The following is a 19,273-nucleotide window of genomic DNA, read 5'->3' as shown; positions in this document are numbered from 1 at the left end:
TGACGATGTCTCTCGCACGCCGTGTCATCCCGTGCCTCGACGTCGCCGGCGGGCGCGTGGTCAAGGGAGTGAACTTCGAGAACCTCCGCGACATGGGCGACCCGGTCGAGCTCGCGCGGCTGTACTTCGACCAGGGCGCCGACGAGATCACCTTCCTCGACGTGACCGCCACGGTCGACCAGCGGGCCACCACCTACGACGTCGTGCGGCGCACGGCCGAAGAGGTGTTCATTCCGCTCACCGTCGGCGGGGGCGTGCGCACGGTCGACGACGTCGCGCGGCTGCTCGCGGTGGGAGCCGACAAGATCGGGGTGAACTCCGCCGCGATCGCGCGTCCGGCCCTCCTGAACGAGATCGCCGACCGGTTCGGCGCCCAGGTGCTCGTGCTGTCGCTGGACGTCAAGCGCTCCCCGGCGACGGAATCCGGATTCGTCGTGACCACCCACGGCGGCCGGACCGAGACGACGCTGGATGCTCTGGCCTGGGCCGCGGAAGCGATCGAACGGGGAGCGGGGGAGCTGCTGGTGAACTCCATCGACGCCGACGGGACGAAAGAGGGGTTCGACCTGGAGCTGGTCTCCCTCATGCGCGAGGTCGCCCGCGTCCCCGTCATCGCCTCTGGCGGTGCCGGTGCCGTCGAGCACTTCGCCCCCGCGATCCGCGCGGGAGCCGACGCCGTCCTGGCGGCCTCGGTGTTCCACTCCGGCATGCTCTCCGTCGGCGACGTCAAGGCGGCCCTCCGGGCCGACGGGATCGAGGTGCGCGCATGAGCGAGAGCGTCGAGGAGCGGATCGCGCGGGTGGCGTTCACCCCCGAGGGGCTCGCGCCCGCGATCATCCAGGAGCACGACACCGGTGAGGTGCTGATGCTCGGCTGGATGGATGCCGAAGCCCTGCGCCGCACCCTCACCAGCGGTCGGGTCACCTTCTGGTCGCGCTCGCGACAGGAGTACTGGCGCAAGGGCGACACCTCCGGCAACATCCAGCTCGTTCGCGGAGCCCGCCTGGACTGCGACGGCGACGCCCTGCTCATCCGGGTCGAGCAGGTAGGCCCGGCCTGTCACACGGGAACGCGCACCTGCTTCGACGCGGACGACCTCGACCCCGTGACCGACGCCACGCGATGATCCGCCGCGCACGCCTGCTCGCTGTCGTCACGACCCTGGCCGCCGGCGCGATCGGCGTGATCTCGGGCACCCAGACCTGGTTCGCCGTGGTGCTCTCGGACGGCGCGAGCGCACCTCTCCTGGTGCCGGGGACGGCCGCCCTGCCCGTGCTGACTCCGCTCAGCCTCGCGGTGCTCGCCCTCGGCGCGGCCCTGTCGATCGTGGGCACGGTGGTGCGCGTGATCTTCGGCGCCCTGGGCCTGTGCCTCGCCGTCGTCCTGGCGTGGTTCACCGCCCCCCTCGCGTTCGCTCCTCCGGTATCGGCGGTGGCCTCCACCGTCACGGCGGCCACCGGGATCGCCGGGGTGGACGCCGTCTCGGGGCTGGTCGACAACATCGGGTCGACCCCGTGGCCGTGGGTCACGCTCGTCGCCGAGGTGTTGCTTGCCCTCGTCAGTGCCTTCGTCCTCGTCACCGCCCGTCGATGGCGCGGGGGAGCGGACCGCCGGTACCGGACGGCACCGGATGCGGCGGGATCGCGCCCGGCCGACGCGGTCGACTCCTGGGACGACCTCTCGCGAGGCGACGACCCGACACGCTGACGGGGCCGGGGCGCTGACGACCCGACCCGGTGACGGGGCCGCGGCGGTGAGTCGGAGCCGACGGGGTCACCGATAGACTGGACACCGCACACGACACGTCGTGCCCGCCCCGAAGGAGACCCATGAGCAGCAACATCGGCGACCCCGGCCACGGACACTCGCCAGCCGCGTGGACGGCCGTGACGATCATGCTCGTCGCCGTCACGATCGGAACCACCGCGTTCTTCTTCGACGCCCAGTGGCTGGTGTGGGCCTCCGCCGGTCTGCTGGTGGTCGGTCTGCTCGTGGGCTGGGGCATGTCCCGCGCCGGATATGGCGTGGGCGGCGCGAAAACCGTCGCGAAAGAACATTGAGCACGGGTTCCGAGCGAGCGCCGAGCCGGAACCTGCTGGCCGACCTCACGGCCGGCGCGGTGGAAGACGCCGCGGAACGCGCGCTGAGCCAGCCGCTGGCGCAGGTCGAACGGGCCGCCCTCAGCCAGGTGCCCGCGCGCGACGCGCTCACCGCCCTGGCCCCGGCCGACCGGGTCAAGATCATCGCCGAAGTGAAGCGGGCGAGCCCCTCGCGCGGTGACCTCGCCGAGATCCCCGATCCTGCCCGCCAGGCCTCGCTCTACGAGGAAGGCGGCGCGTCAGTGATCTCCGTGCTGACCGAGGGGCGTCGCTTCAAGGGAAGCCTCGCCGACCTCGAGGCGGTCAAGGATGCCGTCTCCCTCCCGGTACTGCGCAAGGACTTCATCGCCACCCCGTACCAGGTGCTCGAGGCGCGGGCCGCCGGCGCCGACCTCGTCCTGCTCATCGTCGCCGCTCTCGAGCAGCGCGTACTGGCAGAGCTCCACGCCCTCGTCCTCGACCTGGGCATGACTCCGCTCGTGGAAACGCACTCCGCCGACGAGGTCGCCCGGGCCTCCGACCTCGGCGCGCGCCTCGTCGGCGTCAACGCCCGTGACCTGTCGACCTTCGAGCTGGACCGCGACCTGTTCGGGCGGCTCGCGGACTCCCTCCCCGCCGACGCGGTCAAGGTCGCCGAGTCCGCCGTGCTGAGCCCCGCGGACGTCGCACACTACCGCGCGGCCGGCGCCGACGCGGTGCTCGTGGGGGAGGCGCTGGTCACCGGCGACCCCGTGGCGACGCTCCGCGGATTCCTCGCCGCCGCCTCGAACCACCCGTCCGCCGGCCCCAGGGGGACGATGTGAGCCTTCGTGCAGAATCCGGTCCGTTCTTCGGCGATTTCGGCGGGCGTTTCATGCCGGAATCCCTCATCGCGGCGATCGACGAACTCACGGCGGAGTACGAGTCGGCCATGGCCGACCCCGCCTTCCACGACGAGCTCGATCACCTGCTGCGCAGCTACGCCGGCCGCCCGTCTCCCATCACCGAGGTGCCGCGCTTCGCCGCGCACGCCGGCGGCGCACGCGTCTTCCTCAAGCGGGAGGACCTCAACCACACCGGCTCGCACAAGATCAACAACGTGCTCGGCCAGGCTCTGCTGACCCGGCGGCTCGGGAAGACGCGCGTGATCGCCGAAACCGGCGCGGGGCAGCACGGGGTCGCCACGGCGACGGCCGCGGCGCTGTTCGGCTTCGCGTGCACGATCTACATGGGCGAGGTCGACACCGAGCGCCAGGCGCTGAATGTCGCGCGCATGCGCCTCCTCGGTGCCGAGGTCATCCCCGTCCGCACGGGCTCACGCACCCTCAAGGACGCCATCAACGACGCCTACCGCGACTGGGTCGCGAGCGTCGAGACCACCAACTACATCTTCGGCACCGCCGCCGGCCCCCACCCGTTCCCCGCCATGGTGCGCGATTTCCAGAAGGTCATCGGCGAGGAAGCGCGCGCGCAGCTCCTGGACGAGGCCGGGCGGCTCCCCGACGCCGTCTTCGCGTGCGTGGGGGGCGGATCCAACGCGATCGGCATGTTCGATGCTTTCCTCGACGACGCCGACGTGCGCCTCTACGGCGTGGAGGCCGCCGGGGACGGGGTGGACACCCCCCGCCACGCGGCATCCATCGAACGGGGCCGCCCGGGCGTTCTGCACGGCGCCCGCACGTTCGTGCTGCAGGACGAGGACGGCCAGACGACGGAGTCGCACTCGATCTCGGCGGGACTCGATTACCCCGGCGTGGGACCGGAGCACGCGTGGCTGTCATCGATCGGCCGCGCCGAGTACATCCCGGCCACGGACGATGAGGCCATGCAGGCGCTGAGGCTGCTGTCGGAGACCGAGGGCATCATCCCCGCGATCGAGTCCGCACACGCCCTCGCCGGGGCGTTGCGGATCGGCCGGGAGCTGGGCCCCGACGCCGTGATCGCCGTCTGCCTCTCCGGACGCGGCGACAAGGACATGGACACCGCCGCGCGCTATTTCGAGCTGTACGACGCGCAGCAGGCCGAGATCGTGAACGTACCGCCGGCCGACGACGCCGCCAGCGGAGAGGGCGTGGAGCTGTGACCTCGCGCGTGGCTGCGGCCATCGATGCCGCCCACGCCGAGGGGCGCGGGGCCTTCGTGGGGTATCTTCCCGCCGGGTTCCCCGACCTGCGCACCGGCATCGAAGCGGCGGTGACCCTGGCGGAGAACGGCGCGGACGTGCTGGAGATCGGCCCGCCCTACAGCGACCCCGTCATGGACGGTGCGATCATCCAGGAGGCCACGCAGGCGGCGCTGGCCGGTGGTTTCCGCCTGCCCGATCTCTTCCCCGCGATCGCGGAGATCACGAGCCGCGTGGATGTGCCCGTGCTGGTGATGACGTACTGGAACCCCGTGCTGCAGTACGGCGTGGACCGGTACGCCGACGACCTCCTCGCCGCCGGCGGCGCGGGGCTCATCACGCCCGACATCACCCCCGAATCGGCGGAGGACTGGATCGCCGCGAGCAGGCGAACGGGCCTGGACCGCGTGTTCCTGGCTGCGCCCACCTCGAGCGACGAGCGCCTGGAGATGATCGCCGCCGCATCCACCGGCTTCGTCTACACCGTCTCGACCATGGGCATCACCGGCGAGCGTGCACAGCTGGATGCTGCCGCCCGTACGCTCGTCGGACGGTTGCGCGCGCACGGCGCCGAGCGCGCGTGCGTGGGCATCGGCATCTCCACTCCCGACCAGGTGAGCGCCGTCCTCGACTACGCCGACGGGGCCATCGTCGGCACGGCCCTGGTCCGCGCCCTGCGCGACAACGGCCTGGACGGCCTGGCCGAGACGGCCCGCGCCCTCTCGGCCGGCACCGCCCGCTGACGCGGACCTTCCCGCGGCACGCTTAGACTCGGTCGCATGACGTTCGCCTCCTCGAGCGCCCTCAGTGGCGTGCTCGGCAGCATCCCGAGCCCCGAGATCAGCTTCATCGATCTGGGCCCGGTGCGCATCCACTTCTACGCCCTGTGCATCATCGCCGGAATCATCGCGGCGACCCTGCTCACCAACGCGCGCCTGACCCGCCGCGGGGCCGAGCCGTGGATCGTCATCGACATCGCGCTGCTGGCCGTGCCGCTCGCGATCATCGGCGCGCGGATCTACCACGTGCTCACCCACCCCGGGTTCTACTTCGGGGAGGGCGCCGACATCTGGGCCGTCTTCCGCATCTGGGAGGGCGGCATCGCGATCTACGGTGCGCTCATCGGCGGCGCCGTCGGCGCGTGGCTCGGATGCCGCTGGACGGGGATCCGATTCTGGACCCTCGCCGACGCGATCGCACCGGGACTGCTCCTCGCGCAGGCCCTGGGTCGGTTCGGCAACTGGTTCAACCAGGAACTGTTCGGCGTTCCCACCGACCTGCCGTGGGGGCTGGAGATCGACAGCGACAACGCCGCGTTCCCCGCCGGGCTCGAGCCCGGCACCCTGTTCCACCCCACCTTCCTGTACGAGGTGATCTGGAACCTTCTGGGAGTCGCCGTGCTCCTGTGGGCAGGGCGACGGTTCCGCCTGCAGTGGGGACGCCTGTTCGCGGTCTACCTCATCTGGTACAGCGCGGGGCGCATCGTGTGGGAGTCGATCCGGATCGACCCCAGCGAGATCTACTTCGGCCTCCGCACCAACGTGTGGGCAGCGATCGCCGGCGTGATCCTGGGGCTGGTGATCTTCTTCGTCCAGCGGCGCCGCCATCCCGGCCTCGAACCGTCGCCGTACGTGCCCGGTCGGCAAGCTCAGGGCAAAGCGGCTGTACAATCGACCGACCCCAACGACTTCGTCGACGTGAGCGAGCCGCCCGCGACGGAGACCCGCGTCGGCACTGCCACAAGCACCACCGCCACGAGTTAGGAAACACCTGGGCCGACGTCGTCCCATCTTGAGCATCAACGTGAGGACGGTTGGTATGGCTTCGAGCCCCCGTTCCGGCACCGTCGGAGGAGCTCTGCCTCCCCGGCAGGGCATGTACAACCCGGCGTTCGAGAAGGACGCCTGCGGCCTGGCGATGGTCGCGACCCTGCGCGGTGAGCCGGGTCACGACATCATCGACCTCGCTCTGACGGCGCTGCGCAACCTCGAGCACCGCGGCGCGATCGGCTCCGACGCGGGAACCGGCGACGGCGCCGGCATCCTGACGCAGATGCCCGACGCCTTCCTGCGCGAGGTCGTCGACTTCGACCTGCCGCCGGTGGGGGAGTATGCCGCCGGCATGGCCTTCCTGCCGCTGGATGCGCAAGAGCGCGCCGCGCAGAAGGCCGGGATCGAGCAGCTCGCCCAGAGCGAGAACCTCGTCATCCTCGGCTGGCGCGAGGTCCCCGTCGACGCCGATCACCTCGGCAAGCTCGCCTTCCAGGCGCGGCCCGCGTTCGAGCAGCTGTTCGTCTCCCGCCCCGCCGTCGGCGACGCCCCGGCGCTGTCGGGGATCGCCCTGGATCGCCGGGTGTTCCGTCTCCGCAAGCGCGCGGGACATGAGCTGAACGCGTACTTCGTGTCGCTGTCCAGCCGCACGCTCGGCTACAAGGGCATGGTCACCACGCTCCAGCTCGAGCCGTTCTACCCCGATCTGCAGGACGAGCGGTTCGCGTCGGAGCTCGCCGTGGTGCACTCGCGGTACTCCACGAACACGTTCCCGTCGTGGCCGCTCGCGCAGCCTCTGCGCATGCTCGCGCACAACGGCGAGATCAACACCGTCAACGGAAACCGCAACTGGATGCGCGCCCGCCAGTCGCAGCTCGAGTCCGAGCTGCTGGGCGACATCTCGCCGCTGCTGCCGATCTGCACGACAGGGGCCAGTGACTCTGCCTCCTTCGACGAGGTCCTCGAGCTCCTCACCCTCACCGGGCGGAGTCTCCCGCACGCGATGATGATGATGGTCCCGGAGGCGTACGAGAAGCAGCCCGACATGGACGGGCAGCTGCGGGCGTTCTACGAGTACCACTCGATGCAGATGGAGCCGTGGGACGGCCCCGCCGCCCTCATCTTCACCGACGGCACGCTCGTCGGCGCCACGCTCGACCGCAACGGCCTGCGCCCGGGCCGCTGGACCGAGACGACCGACGGTCTCATCGTGATCGGCAGCGAGACGGGGGTGCTCGATTTCGAGCCGGCCCGCATCAAGCGGCGGGGGCGCCTGCGCCCCGGACGGATGTTCCTCGTCGACACCGCGCAGCAGCGGATCATCGAAGACGAAGAGATCAAGGCCGACCTCGCCGGGATGCAGCCGTGGCAGGAGTGGCTGGATGCGGGGCGCGTGCAGCTGAGCGAGCTGCCCGAGCGCGAGCACATCGTGCACCCGATCGCCTCGATCACGCGCCGCCAGCGCACGTTCGGCTACACCGAGGAGGAGGTGCGGATCCTTCTCACCCCCATGGGCCAGACCGGCGCCGAACCTCTGGGCGCCATGGGAAGCGACACGCCTGTCGCCGTCCTGAGCGAGCGACCCCGCCTGCTGTTCGACTACTTCGTGCAGCAATTCGCGCAGGTGACGAACCCGCCGCTGGACTCGATCCGTGAAGAGGTCGTGACCTCGCTCAGCCTCGGTCTCGGCCCTGAGCGCAACCTGCTGGACTGGGGGCCCGATCACACGCGCGTCGTCACCCTGGACTTCCCGGTCATCGACAACGACGAGCTCGCGAAGCTCCAGAACATCGACAAGGCGCTTCCCGGGCGGCGCTCCGTCACGATCAGGGGTCTTTATCACTTCGATCAGGGACGCCGCGCGCTCGAAAAGCGTCTCGACGCCATCTGCGCCGAGGCCGACGAGGCGATCGCGGACGGCGCGGAGTTCATCATCCTGAGCGACCGCGACTCGAACAAGGACCAGGTCCCGATTCCGTCGCTTCTGCTCCTCTCCGCGGTGCACCACCACCTCATCCGGCGGCAGAACCGCTTGAAGGTGGGCATCGTGGTCGAGGCCGGTGATGTGCGCGAAGTCCACCACGTCGCGACGCTGCTGGGGTACGGCGCATCCGCGGTGAACCCCTACCTCGCCATGGAGACCGTGGAGTACCTCGTGCGCGCGGGCTTCATCACCGGGATCACCCCCGAGAAGGCCGTCAAGAACCTCATCTACGCCCTGGGCAAGGGCGTGCTGAAGATCATGTCGAAGATGGGAATCTCGACGGTGTCGTCCTACGCCGGAGCGCAGGTCTTCGAGGCCGTCGGGCTGTCGGAGGAGTTCGTCGAGAAGTACTTCACCGGCACCGAGACCAAGCTCGGCGGCATCGGCATCCAGCAGGTCGCCGCGGAGAACCAGGCCCGCCACGACTTCGCCTATCCCGAGGATGAGGCGGTGCGCGCGCACGAGCGGCTCTGGACCGGCGGCGAGTACCAGTGGCGCCGCGACGGCTCCCCGCACCTGTTCAACCCCGACACGGTCTTCCGGCTGCAGCACGCGACGCGGGAACGCCGGTACGACATCTTCCGCGAGTACACGCGGCTGGTCGATGACCAGGCGCACGAGTTGAAGACCCTCCGCGGGCTGTTCCACCTCCGCACCGACGCGCGCCCCGCCGTGCCGATCGACGAGGTCGAGCCGATCTCGTCGATCGTGAAGCGCTTCTCCACCGGGGCGATGAGCTACGGCTCGATCTCGAAGGAGGCGCACGAGACGCTCGCCATCGCGATGAACCGGATCGGCGGGAAGTCCAACACGGGCGAGGGCGGCGAGGACGTTGACCGGCTCCTGGACCCGGAGCGCCGCAGCGCGATCAAGCAGGTCGCCTCGGGCCGGTTCGGGGTCACGAGCCTGTACCTCACGCAGGCCGACGACATCCAGATCAAGCTGGCCCAGGGCGCCAAGCCCGGCGAAGGCGGCCAGCTGCCGCCGGCGAAGGTGTACCCCTGGGTCGCCCGCACACGCCACGCGACGGCCGGCGTCGGTCTCATCTCGCCCCCGCCGCACCACGACATCTACTCGATCGAAGACCTCAAGCAGCTGATCTTCGACCTCAAACGCGCCAACCCCAGCGCTCGCATCCACACCAAGCTCGTGAGCCAGTCGGGCATCGGCGCCGTCGCCGCCGGCGTCGCCAAGGCGCTGTCGGACGTCATCCTCGTCTCCGGTCACGACGGCGGAACCGGTGCCAGCCCGCTCAACTCGCTCAAGCACGCCGGCACCCCGTGGGAACTGGGCCTGGCCGAGACGCAGCAGACGCTCATGCTCAACGGCATGCGCGATCGTGTCGTCGTGCAGGTCGACGGACAGCTCAAGACCGGCCGCGACGTCATCATCGGCGCGCTTCTGGGCGCGGAGGAGTTCGGCTTCGCGACCGCACCGCTGGTGGTCTCCGGCTGCGTCATGATGCGCGTGTGCCACCTCGACACCTGCCCGGTGGGAGTGGCGACGCAGAACCCCGTCCTGCGCGCCCGGTTCACCGGCAAGCCGGAGTTCGTCGTGAACTTCATGGAGTTCATCGCCACGGAGGTGCGCGAGTACCTCGCCGCCCTCGGGTTCCGCTCGCTGGAGGAGGCGATCGGCCACGCCGAACTCCTCGACATCGACGGGGCGATCGAGCACTGGAAGGCCGGCGGGCTGGATCTCAGCCCGATCCTGGAGGGTCCTCGGTTCGCCGACGACGAGCCGCGACGCTCGCTGCGCCCCCAGAAGCACGAACTGGACGAGCACTTCGACGTCGCCCTCATCGAGCGCGCGCAGGACGTCATCGCGCACGGGGGGACGGTGTCGATCGAGATGCCCATCCGCAACACCGCGCGCGCCGTGGGCACGATGCTCGGGCACCGCGTCACCCGTGCGCACGGCGAGAACGGGCTGACCGCCGGGTCGATCGACGTGTCGCTGACCGGTTCGGCCGGGCAGTCCTTCGGGGCGTTCATGCCCGCCGGCATCACGCTGCGTCTGGAGGGCGACTCCAACGACTATGTCGGTAAGGGGCTCTCCGGCGGCAAGATCGTCATCCGGCCCCCGCGGGCGTCGACCTTCGCCGCATCCGAGAACGTGATCGCCGGGAACGTGATCGGCTACGGCGCCACTCAGGGCTCGATGTTCCTCAGCGGCGCCGTGGGGGAGCGGTTCTTCGTCCGCAACTCCGGGGCGACCGCCGTCGTCGAAGGTGTCGGCGACCACGCTCTGGAGTACATGACCGGTGGTCTCGCGGTGATCCTGGGTGCGACCGGACGCAACTTCGGCGCCGGGATGTCCGGCGGAACCGCCTACGTGTACAAGCTCGACCGCGCGCTGGTCAACCGCGAGGCGCTCGCCTCCGGCGAACTGGTCCTCGGACCCCTCGGATCGGGGGATGCGGAGATCCTCCGCGACCTGCTCTCCGAGCACGTCGCCGAAACCGGATCCGCTCTCGCGCAGCGGCTGCTGGAGGAATTCGACGTCGAGTCGGAGAACTTCGTCCGCGTCGTGCCGCGGGATTACGCCGCGGTGCTGGAAACGCGTCGGGCAGCGCTGGACGAGGGACTCGACCCGGACGGCGACGTCGTCTGGAACCGCATCATGGAGGTGACCGGTGGCTGACCCGAAGGGTTTTCTCAAGACCACGCAGCGCGAACTGCCACCACGGCGACCCGTGCCCGTGCGCATCATGGACTACAAAGAGGTCTACGAGGCCGCGGACCCCGCGATGGTCCGGCGTCAGGCGGGGCGCTGTATGGACTGCGGCATCCCGTTCTGTCACAAGGGCTGCCCCCTCGGGAACCTCATCCCCGAGTGGAACGACCTCATGTGGCGCGGCGAGGGTCGCGCAGCCATCGAGCGCCTGCATGCCACGAACAACTTCCCCGAGTTCACCGGGCGCCTGTGCCCCGCCCCGTGCGAGAGCTCGTGTGTGCTGGGCATCAACCAGCCCGCGGTCACGATCAAGCAGGTCGAGGTCTCGATCATCGACGAGGCCTTCTCCCACGGCTGGGTCGAGCCCGAGCCTCCCCAGCGCCTGACGGGCAAGACCGTCGCGGTGGTCGGATCAGGACCGGCGGGCCTCGCCGCCGCCCAGCAGCTGACGCGCGCCGGGCACACCGTGGCGGTGTACGAGCGCGAGGACCGCATCGGCGGACTTCTGCGCTACGGCATCCCCGATTTCAAGATGGAGAAGCGCCACCTCGAGGCGCGACTGCGGCAGATGCGCGACGAGGGCACGCGATTCCGCGCCGGCGTCGAGATCGGCGTGGACATCTCCTGGGCAGACCTCCGCAACCGCTACGACGCGGTCGTCGTCGCCATCGGCGCCACCGTGCCGCGCGACCTGCCCATCCCGGGACGGGACTTCGCGGGAGTGCACTTCGCGATGGAGTACCTCGTGGAGTCGAACAAGGCCGTCGCCGGCGACCAGGTGCCCTCCCAGATCAGCGCGCACGGCAAGCACGTCATCGTCCTCGGCGGCGGTGACACCGGCGCCGACTGCATCGGCACCGCACACCGGCAGGGCGCGCTCAGCGTCACCAACCTCGCGATCGGCCAGCAGCCGCCCGAGGTGCGTCCCACGCACCAGCCGTGGCCGATGACCCCCACCCTGTTCGAGATGTCCACGGCGCACGAGGAGGGTGGCGAGCGCACCTACCTCGCCTCGACGGTGGAGTTCCTCAGCGACGGCGCCGGCGAAGTGCGGGCGCTGCGGGTCGCCGAGACCGAGTTCCTCGACGGACGACGCGTGCCCAAGAGCGGAACCGAGCGCGAGATCCCGGCGGACCTCGTGCTCATCGCCCTGGGCTTCACCGGCCCCGAGCGCACGCTGCTGGAAGAGCAGCTGGGCGCGCAGTTCACCGGGCGAGGCATCGTCGAGCGCGACGACACCTATGCGACGACCGCTCCGGGCGTGTTCGTGGCGGGCGACGCGGGCCGTGGCCAGTCGCTCATCGTGTGGGCGATCGCCGAGGGTCGCGCCGCTGCCGCGGAGGTCGATCGCTTCCTGATGGGCACCACCGCGCTGCCGTCTCCGGTGCGCCCGGTCGATGTCGCGATCGGCTTGCAGCCCGCGTAGGCTTGCCGAGGCCGCCCGGCCACCCTCCCCTTCTTCCTCCTGGAGATCACACACAGTGAGACGCGCCAAGATCGTCGCCACCTTGGGCCCCGCGACCTCGTCGTACGAGATGGTTCGCGCCATCATCGACGCCGGGGTGGACGTGGCCCGCCTGAACCTCAGCCACGGCGACTACTCCGTCCACGAGGCGAACTTCGCCAACGTGCGGAAGGCGGCGGATGACGCGGGCAAGCCCGTCGCCGTCCTGGTGGACCTGCAGGGGCCGAAGATCCGGCTGGGTCGCTTCGAGAACGGCCCGTACGATCTGGCGCCGGGCGACATCTTCCGGATCACGGTCGACGACGTGATCGGCACGAAGGATCTCGTCTCCACGACGTTCAAGGGCCTGCCCCAGGACGTGAAGGCCGGTGACTTCCTCCTCATCGACGACGGCAAGGTGCGGGTGCGCGTCATCGCCGCGGACGACACCACGGTCACGACCGAGGTGGTCGTGGGTGGCCCCGTGTCCAACAACAAGGGCATCAACCTTCCCGGCGTCGCCGTGAACGTTCCCGCGCTCAGCGCGAAGGACGAGGCGGACCTCCGCTGGGGTCTGCGGATCGGGGCCGACCTCATCGCGCTGTCCTTCGTCCGCTCCGCCGCGGACGCCGACCGGGCGCGCGACATCATGGGGGAGGAGGGACGCCACGTCCCGATCATCGCCAAGATCGAGAAGCCGCAGGCCGTCGACAACCTCGAGAGCATCATCGACGCCTTCGACGGGATCATGGTCGCCCGCGGCGACCTCGGCGTCGAGCTCCCCCTGGAGGCGGTTCCCATCGTGCAGAAGCGCGCCGTGGAGCTGGCGCGCCGGATGGCCAAGCCCGTCATCGTCGCGACGCAGATGCTCGAGTCGATGATCTCCAGCCCCGTCCCCACGCGTGCCGAGACCAGTGACGTCGCCAACGCCGTGCTGGACGGCGCGGACGCGGTCATGCTGTCCGGCGAGACGAGTGTCGGCGAATACCCGGTGACCGTCGTGGAGACCATGGCGCGGATCGTCGCCTCCACCGAGGAGCACGGGCTCGAGCGCATCCTGCCGTTGACGAACAAGCCGCGCACGCAGGGCGGGGCGATCACCCTGGCCGCGGTCGAGGTCGCCGACTTCGTCGGAGCGAAGTTCCTGTGCGTGTTCACCGAGTCGGGCGATTCGGCACGGCGCCTGGCGCGCCTGCGCTCGATGATCCCGATGCTCGCCTTCACCCCCGAGCCCGGCATCCGCCGGCGTCTCGCTCTCACGTGGGGCGTACGCGCGACCCTCGTGGAGCACGTGTCGCACACCGACCGCATGTTCATCCAGGTCGACGACTACCTCCTCGGACGCGACCTGGCCAAGGTCGGCGACAAGGTGGTCGTGATCTCCGGATCCCCTCCCGGGATCGCCGGCTCGACCAACGACCTGCGCGTGCACCTCGTGGGCGACGCCGTGCACGGCGCCGCTCCCATCTACCAGGCCGACCTCTGACGTCCCGCGCGCGAGCGCGTCGCGGTTGAGGAGGCGTTCGGGCGCGTGCGCTAGGGTCGATCGGACGTGCAGGCCGGTGTGGCGGAATGGCAGACGCGGGGCACTCAAAATGCTCTGTCCGCAAGGGCGTGTGGGTTCGAATCCCACCACCGGCACGAACTCTTTCCCCCGAGTCGGCGGGAACCTGACCCCCCAGTTCTAGGATGGACACGTGACCGAGCAAGAACCCCCCGCCGCATCCGCCCCTCGCCGCGTCGTCGTGGCCGAGGACGAGTCGCTGATCCGCCTCGATATCGTGGAGATCCTCCGCGATAACGGGTACGACGTGGTCGGCGAGGCAGGTGACGGCGAGACCGCCGTGCAGCTGGCGACCGAGCTGCGCCCGGACCTCGTGATCATGGACGTGAAGATGCCGCAGCTGGACGGAATCAGCGCCGCCGAGCGACTGAGCAAGAACCACATCGCACCCGTCGTGCTCCTCACCGCGTTCAGCCAGAAGGAGCTCGTCGAGCGAGCGAGCGAGGCCGGGGCGCTGGCGTATGTCGTCAAGCCCTTCACGCCCAACGACCTGCTTCCCGCGATCGAGATCGCGCTGGCCCGTCACGAGCAGATCATCACGCTCGAAGCCGAGGTCGCCGACATGGTCGAGCGCTTCGAGACGCGTAAGCTCGTCGACCGCGCGAAGGGCCTCCTCAACGAGAAGATGGGTCTCACCGAGCCGGAGGCGTTCCGCTGGATCCAGAAGGCGTCGATGGACCGCCGCCTGACCATGCAGGACGTCGCCAAGGCCATCATCGAGCAGCTGGCCCCGAAGAAGTCCTGACCGGCGCCCGCGGCGACCGGCTGCGGGGCGTCACGCGCCCGGCGCATCCTTGAGGTGGTTGGTGATGCGCACGGTCGAGCATCGCCGGCCCTGCTCGTCGGTGACGACGATCTCGTGCACGGTGAGCGACCGTCCGAGGTGGATCGGCGTGCACACTCCCGTCACCACCCCGGAGGTGGCCGACCGCGTATGCGTGGCGTTGATGTCCACGCCCACGGCGAGGCGGCCCGGTCCCGCGTAGAGGTTCGCCGCCATCGACCCGAGCGACTCACCCAGCACCACGTAGGCGCCGCCGTGGAGGAGCCCCACCGGCTGCGTGTTGCCCTCGACGGGCATCGTCGCCACGGCGCGGTCGACGGAGAACTCGACCCACACGATGCCCATTTTCTCCGCCAGCGCGCCCATGCCCCGCTGGATCGCCCAGTCGACTCCGGATGCGGCGTGGGGGGGAGTGGTCGTCATCGTCGCCTTCGTCTCGAGCGGGAAATGATGTCCGCTCCCGTCGTTAGGCTGAACAGGTGACGGACTCCGCAAAGCCTACCCTTCTCGTCGTCGACGGCCATTCGCTCGCCTACCGGGCGTTCTTCGCGCTGCCCGTCGACAACTTCTCGACGAAGGACGGGCAGCACACCAACGGCATCTACGGCTTCCTGTCAATGCTGGTGAACCTGATCAAGGCCGAGAAGCCCACGCACATCGCCGTCGCGTTCGACATGGCCCGGCACTCGTTCCGCACCGATCAGTACCCCGAGTACAAGGCGAACCGGTCCGAGACGCCGAGCGAGTTCAAGGGGCAGATCCCCATCCTTCAGGACTGCCTGGCCGCCATGAGCATCCCGGTGCTGCAGAAGGAAGGCATCGAAGCCGATGATATCCTCGCCACCCTCGCCACCCAGGGCGCAGCCGAGGGCTTCCACGTGCTGGTGTGCTCGGGCGACCGCGACACCATCCAGCTGGTCACCGACGACGTGACGCTCCTGTACCCCAACGTGCAGGGGGTGTCTCAGCTGAAGCGCTACGACCCGGCCGCCGTCGTGGAGAAGTACGGGCTGCCGCCGGCGCAGTACCCCGAGATCGCCGCCCTCGTGGGGGAGACGAGCGACAACCTCCCCGGTGTGCCCAAGGTCGGCGAGAAGACCGCGGTGAAGTGGCTGACCCAGTACGGGTCGCTCGAGGCCCTCCTCGACAACGCCGACAAGGTCACCGGGGTCGTCGGCAACAACCTGCGGGAGCACCTGGACGACGTGCGCCGCAACCGCACGCTGAACCGGCTGCTGCGAGACGTCGAGCTGCCGGTCACGCCCGCCGACCTGGTCGTACGTCCCATCGACGCTCAGGCGGTCCGCGACATCTTCGCCCGCCTGGAATTCCGGACGCTCCTCCCGCGCGTGTTCGAAGCCGCGGGCGCCGACGCGACCGGTTCGGACGCCAGCATCCCCGTCGCCGAGGCGCCGGCCGCCGCCGAATCCGATCCTGCCGCGCTGGCCGCGTTCGCAGAATCCGCCGACGGCGAGGTGGGCGTCACGCTCGTCCTCGCCGGCGGGGTCCCGACGCGCGTCGGGCTGGCCACCGCATCCGGCGCGGTCGAAGCGGACTGGACGCCGGGGGTTCGCGACGCCCTCGCGAACTGGTTCGCATCGGACCGGCCGAAGACCTTCGCCGACGCCAAGCCGCAGGTGAAGGCGCTGCTGCGCGACGGGATCGAGGTCGGCGGCCTCGCGCTGGACGTCATCCTCGCCGGCTGGCTCCTTCGCCCCAGCTTCCCCGACAAGACGCTCGCCGACCTCGTCGCGCGCTACCTCGGTGAGAAGCTGCCCGAGGCCGACCCCACCCAGCTCGTCCCCGAGACCGAAGGGGCCACCCCCGGACAGATCTCCTGGTTCCTGCTGCGGGTCGCCGACGCGCTCCGGGCCGAGCTGCCCGCACCGGTCGCCACCGTGCTCACCGACATCGAGCTGCCCACCCTGACGGCGCTCGCGGCGATGGAGCTGGCCGGCGTGGCGGTCTCGCATGACAAGCTCTCGACGTTCTCCGGCGAACTGGCCGCCCGGGCCGAAGGCCTCGCGCAGGAGGCGTACGCCGCGATCGGCCGCGAGGTGAACCTCGGCTCACCCAAGCAGCTCCAGGAGGTCCTCTTCGACGAGCTGGAGCTTCCGAAGACCCGCAAGACCAAGTCGGGGTACTCCACGGATGCGGCAGCCCTCGCCGATCTGCAGGAGACCCACCCGCATCCGTTCCTCGCGCTTCTCCTCCAGCACCGAGAGGCCACCAAGCTCCGGCAGATCATCGAGTCGCTGGACGTCGCGATCGACGACACCGGCCGCATCCACACCACCTACCTGCAGACCGGCAGCCAGACCGGGCGGCTCTCCAGCACCGACCCGAACCTGCAGAACATCCCGATCCGCAACGAGGAGAGCACCCGCATCCGTGCCGCCTTCGAAGTCGGTGAGGGGTACGAGACGCTCCTGACGGCGGACTACTCGCAGATCGAGATGCGCATCATGGCGCACCTGTCCGGTGACCCCGGCCTCATCGAGGCCTTCAACTCCGGGGAAGACCTGCACCGCTTCGTGGGTGCCCGCGTGTTCGGCGTCGCCCCGGAAGAGGTCACCCCCGCGATGCGGACGAAGGTGAAGGCGATGTCGTACGGCCTCGTCTACGGGCTCTCGGCATTCGGCCTGTCCAAGCAGCTGCGCATCGAGCAGACCGAGGCCCGCGAACTCATGATGGAGTACTTCGCCCGGTTCGGGGCGGTGCGCGACTATCTGCGCACATCGGTGGAGAAGGCGCGCGTCGACGGGTACACCGAGACGATCTTCGGACGGCGGCGCCCGTTCCCCGACCTCGTCAGCCCCAACCGCGTGCTGCGCGAGAATGCCGAGCGCGCGGCCCTGAACGCCCCCATCCAGGGAAGCGCGGCCGACATCATGAAGATCGCGCTCTTCCACATCCACCACGACCTGGCCGCCGCCGACCTGCGTTCGCGCGTGCTGCTGCAGATCCACGACGAGCTCGTGCTCGAGGTCGCACCGGGGGAGTGGGATGCTGCGGAGCGGATCGTCCGCACCCGGATGGGCGACGCCGCCGAGCTGACGGTGCCGCTGGACGTGCAGATCGGCCGCGGTCCCGACTGGTCCGTCGCGGGCCACTGACGCCGCCTGCGCCGCGGGCTTGGTCGCGCGGCGGGGGCGTCCGTAGGCTCGACGTATGACGAACGTATCCCGCACTCCTACGTCGATCGACCAGATCGCCGATGCGTGGGTGGACACCCTCGCCGAACTCGAGCCGACCGCCGCCACCTACATCGGCCGCTCCGAGTACAACGACCGGTTCGGGGACTATTCGCCGGCCGGGCACGATCGGATGGCCTCGGCCGTGCGCGACACGCTCAATGCCCTCGAGGCGGCCGAACCGGCCGACGAGATCGACGAGGTGACCAAGGCCGACCTCGCGCGGGAACTGCGCCTCAGCCTGGACCTGTACGACGCGCGCTGGCACCTGCGCGACCTCAACGTCATCGCCTCGCCCGCCCAGGACATCCGCATGGTGTTCGACCTGATGCCCACCGCGACGGCGGACGACTGGGCGGTCATCTCCACGCGCCTGAAGGCTCTGCCCGCCGCCCTCGAGGGATACACCGCGACCCTCCGGGAGGGGATCGCCCAGGGCATCGTCCCCGCCCGCCGGCAGGTGCGCGAAGTGGCGACGCAGATCGGCCGCTACACCGCCGACAGCGGGTTCTTCGCCCAGTTCGCCGCCGACGCCGCCCCGGCGCAGGGCCAGCTTCCCGCATCCCTCGCGCGCGAGCTCGCCGACCACGCCAACGCCGCACGGGTCGCGTACGGCCAGCTGGGATCCTTCCTCACGAGCGAGCTCGGCCCGGCAGCCGGCGACAGGGACGCCGTCGGGCGCGAGCTGTACGCACTGCACTCCCGCCGCTTCCTCGGCGCGACGATCGACCTGGATGAGACGTACGAGTGGGGCGTCGAGGAGCTCGCGCGCATGGTCGCCGAGCAGGAGTCCATCGCGAACGAGATCCTCCCCGGTGCGAGCGTGGAAGAGGCCGTCGCGCACCTCGAGGCCGACCCCGCGCGCCGTCTCCACGGCACCGATGCACTGCAGGAGTGGATGCAGACCACCAGCGACCGCGCGATCGAGCAGCTGGGAGCGACGCACTTCGACATCCCCGACCCCATCCGCCGGCTGGAGTGCATGATCGCGCCCACGCGGGAAGGCGGGATCTACTACACCGGCCCCACCGACGACTTCTCGCGCCCCGGGCGCATGTGGTGGTCGGTGCCGGAGGGCGTCGACGACTTCGACACCTGGCGCGAGCTGACCACCGTGTACCACGAGGGCGTCCCCGGGCACCACCTCCAGGTCGCCCAGGCGGTCTACAACCGCGCGCAGCTGAACTCGTGGCGGCGCCTTCTGGCGGGGACGTCGGGGCACGCCGAGGGCTGGGCGCTGTACGCCGAGCGCCTGATGCAGTCGATCGGGTTCCTCGATGACCCGGCCGACCGGCTCGGCATGCTGGACGGCCAGCGGATGCGTGCCGCCCGGGTGGTGCTCGACATCGGCGTGCACCTGGAGAAGCCGCGCCTGGACGGCGAGGGCACGTGGGATCACGCGTACGCGTTGGAGTTCATGCTGCGCAACGTCAACATGCCCGAGGAGTTCGTCCGCTTCGAGGTCAACCGCTACCTCGGGTGGCCGGGCCAGGCGCCCGCGTACAAGGTCGGTCAGCGCATCTGGGAGCAGATCCGCGACGGGTACGCCGAGGCACAGGGCGACGCCTTCGACATCAAGGTGTTCCACAAGCAGGCGCTGGACCTCGGGGGAGTGGGCCTGGATACGCTGCGGGAAGCGCTCCTGCCCTGACGCGGCC

General features: G+C 70.0%; 15 protein-coding genes and 1 tRNA gene. 15 read left to right on the top strand and 1 reads right to left on the bottom strand.

Annotation, left to right across the window (positions count from 1 at the left end; translation table 11 throughout):
* Positions 1 to 5 precede the first annotated feature (5 nt).
* From hisF to AC2DFQ_RS02885, 13 genes are all read left to right on the top strand, one after another.
* A complete protein-coding gene (hisF, locus tag AC2DFQ_RS02945) occupies positions 6 to 770 on the top strand; it encodes an imidazole glycerol phosphate synthase subunit HisF (RefSeq protein ID WP_484509327.1) in 765 nt (254 codons plus the stop codon).
* Positions 767 to 1,126, top strand: coding sequence for a phosphoribosyl-AMP cyclohydrolase (hisI, locus tag AC2DFQ_RS02940; RefSeq protein ID WP_484509328.1), 360 nt, complete (start codon positions 767 to 769; stop codon positions 1,124 to 1,126). Before hisF ends, hisI begins: the two co-directional genes overlap by 4 nt.
* A complete protein-coding gene (locus tag AC2DFQ_RS02935; protein WP_484509329.1) occupies positions 1,123 to 1,707 on the top strand; it encodes a Trp biosynthesis-associated membrane protein in 585 nt (194 codons plus the stop codon). The genes hisI and AC2DFQ_RS02935 overlap by 4 nt, the downstream gene beginning before the upstream one ends.
* A 122-nt stretch (positions 1,708 to 1,829) precedes the next feature.
* Positions 1,830 to 2,060: a DUF6704 family protein gene (locus AC2DFQ_RS02930; RefSeq protein WP_484509330.1), complete on the top strand. Its 231-nt coding sequence runs from the start codon at positions 1,830 to 1,832 to the stop codon at positions 2,058 to 2,060.
* A gap of 32 nt (positions 2,061 to 2,092) precedes the next feature.
* Complete coding sequence (gene trpC, locus AC2DFQ_RS02925) at positions 2,093 to 2,902, top strand: indole-3-glycerol phosphate synthase TrpC (protein WP_484533127.1); 810 nt, start codon at positions 2,093 to 2,095, stop codon at positions 2,900 to 2,902.
* The gene (trpB, locus tag AC2DFQ_RS02920) at positions 2,899 to 4,161 is read left to right on the top strand and encodes a tryptophan synthase subunit beta (RefSeq protein WP_484509331.1); all 1,263 of its coding nucleotides are present in this window, start codon (positions 2,899 to 2,901) and stop codon (positions 4,159 to 4,161) included. The genes trpC and trpB overlap by 4 nt, the downstream gene beginning before the upstream one ends.
* On the top strand, positions 4,158 to 4,943 hold the full coding sequence (trpA, locus tag AC2DFQ_RS02915) for a tryptophan synthase subunit alpha (RefSeq protein WP_484509332.1): 786 nt from the start codon (positions 4,158 to 4,160) through the stop codon (positions 4,941 to 4,943). Before trpB ends, trpA begins: the two co-directional genes overlap by 4 nt.
* A gap of 36 nt (positions 4,944 to 4,979) precedes the next feature.
* Positions 4,980 to 5,963, top strand: coding sequence for a prolipoprotein diacylglyceryl transferase (gene lgt / locus AC2DFQ_RS02910; RefSeq protein WP_484509333.1), 984 nt, complete (start codon positions 4,980 to 4,982; stop codon positions 5,961 to 5,963).
* Positions 5,964 to 6,018: 55 nt separating this feature from the next.
* Positions 6,019 to 10,596 carry a glutamate synthase large subunit gene (gltB, locus tag AC2DFQ_RS02905; protein WP_484532886.1) on the top strand — a complete coding sequence of 1,526 codons (4,578 nt, stop codon included), beginning with the start codon at positions 6,019 to 6,021 and terminating at the stop codon, positions 10,594 to 10,596.
* On the top strand, positions 10,589 to 12,055 hold the full coding sequence (locus tag AC2DFQ_RS02900) for a glutamate synthase subunit beta (protein WP_484532885.1): 1,467 nt from the start codon (positions 10,589 to 10,591) through the stop codon (positions 12,053 to 12,055). Before gltB ends, AC2DFQ_RS02900 begins: the two co-directional genes overlap by 8 nt.
* A 55-nt stretch (positions 12,056 to 12,110) precedes the next feature.
* Positions 12,111 to 13,559 (top strand): pyruvate kinase, encoded by a 1,449-nt coding sequence (pyk, locus tag AC2DFQ_RS02895; RefSeq protein ID WP_484532884.1) that lies wholly within the window; start codon positions 12,111 to 12,113, stop codon positions 13,557 to 13,559.
* A gap of 72 nt (positions 13,560 to 13,631) precedes the next feature.
* A tRNA-Leu gene (locus AC2DFQ_RS02890) sits at positions 13,632 to 13,714 on the top strand.
* Between the two features lie 56 nt (positions 13,715 to 13,770).
* The gene (locus AC2DFQ_RS02885) at positions 13,771 to 14,382 is read left to right on the top strand and encodes an ANTAR domain-containing response regulator (protein WP_484509337.1); all 612 of its coding nucleotides are present in this window, start codon (positions 13,771 to 13,773) and stop codon (positions 14,380 to 14,382) included.
* Positions 14,383 to 14,412: 30 nt separating this feature from the next.
* On the opposite strand, the gene AC2DFQ_RS02880 is transcribed toward AC2DFQ_RS02885, so the two are convergent.
* Positions 14,413 to 14,844, bottom strand: coding sequence for a hotdog fold thioesterase (locus tag AC2DFQ_RS02880; protein ID WP_484532883.1), 432 nt, complete (start codon positions 14,842 to 14,844; stop codon positions 14,413 to 14,415).
* 56 nt (positions 14,845 to 14,900) lie between these two features.
* On the opposite strand from AC2DFQ_RS02880, the gene polA reads away from it, so the two are divergent.
* Positions 14,901 to 17,537, top strand: coding sequence for a DNA polymerase I (gene polA / locus AC2DFQ_RS02875; RefSeq protein WP_484509339.1), 2,637 nt, complete (start codon positions 14,901 to 14,903; stop codon positions 17,535 to 17,537).
* A 55-nt stretch (positions 17,538 to 17,592) separates the two neighbouring features.
* Complete coding sequence (locus tag AC2DFQ_RS02870) at positions 17,593 to 19,266, top strand: DUF885 domain-containing protein (protein ID WP_484532882.1); 1,674 nt, start codon at positions 17,593 to 17,595, stop codon at positions 19,264 to 19,266.
* Positions 19,267 to 19,273 lie beyond the last annotated feature (7 nt).

The organism is Microbacterium sp. Z11_20 (assembly GCF_057197605.1).
Note: the sequence above shows the minus strand (reverse complement) of the source record. Positions and strands in the feature narration are given on the sequence as shown.

Bases quoted from the DNA above. Each gene is read 5' to 3' on its own strand.
- AC2DFQ_RS02935 (WP_484509329.1), top strand. From the start codon at position 1,123: ATGATCCGCCGCGCACGCCTGCTCGCTGTCGTCACGACCCTGGCCGCC.
- hisF (WP_484509327.1), top strand. From the start codon at position 6: ATGTCTCTCGCACGCCGTGTCATCCCGTGCCTCGACGTCGCCGGCGGG.
- hisI (WP_484509328.1), top strand. From the start codon at position 767: ATGAGCGAGAGCGTCGAGGAGCGGATCGCGCGGGTGGCGTTCACCCCC.
- lgt (WP_484509333.1), top strand. From the start codon at position 4,980: ATGACGTTCGCCTCCTCGAGCGCCCTCAGTGGCGTGCTCGGCAGCATC.
- AC2DFQ_RS02930 (WP_484509330.1), top strand. From the start codon at position 1,830: ATGAGCAGCAACATCGGCGACCCCGGCCACGGACACTCGCCAGCCGCG.
- AC2DFQ_RS02880 (WP_484532883.1), bottom strand. From the start codon at position 14,844: ATGACGACCACTCCCCCCCACGCCGCATCCGGAGTCGACTGGGCGATC.
- gltB (WP_484532886.1), top strand. From the start codon at position 6,019: ATGGCTTCGAGCCCCCGTTCCGGCACCGTCGGAGGAGCTCTGCCTCCC.
- AC2DFQ_RS02870 (WP_484532882.1), top strand. From the start codon at position 17,593: ATGACGAACGTATCCCGCACTCCTACGTCGATCGACCAGATCGCCGAT.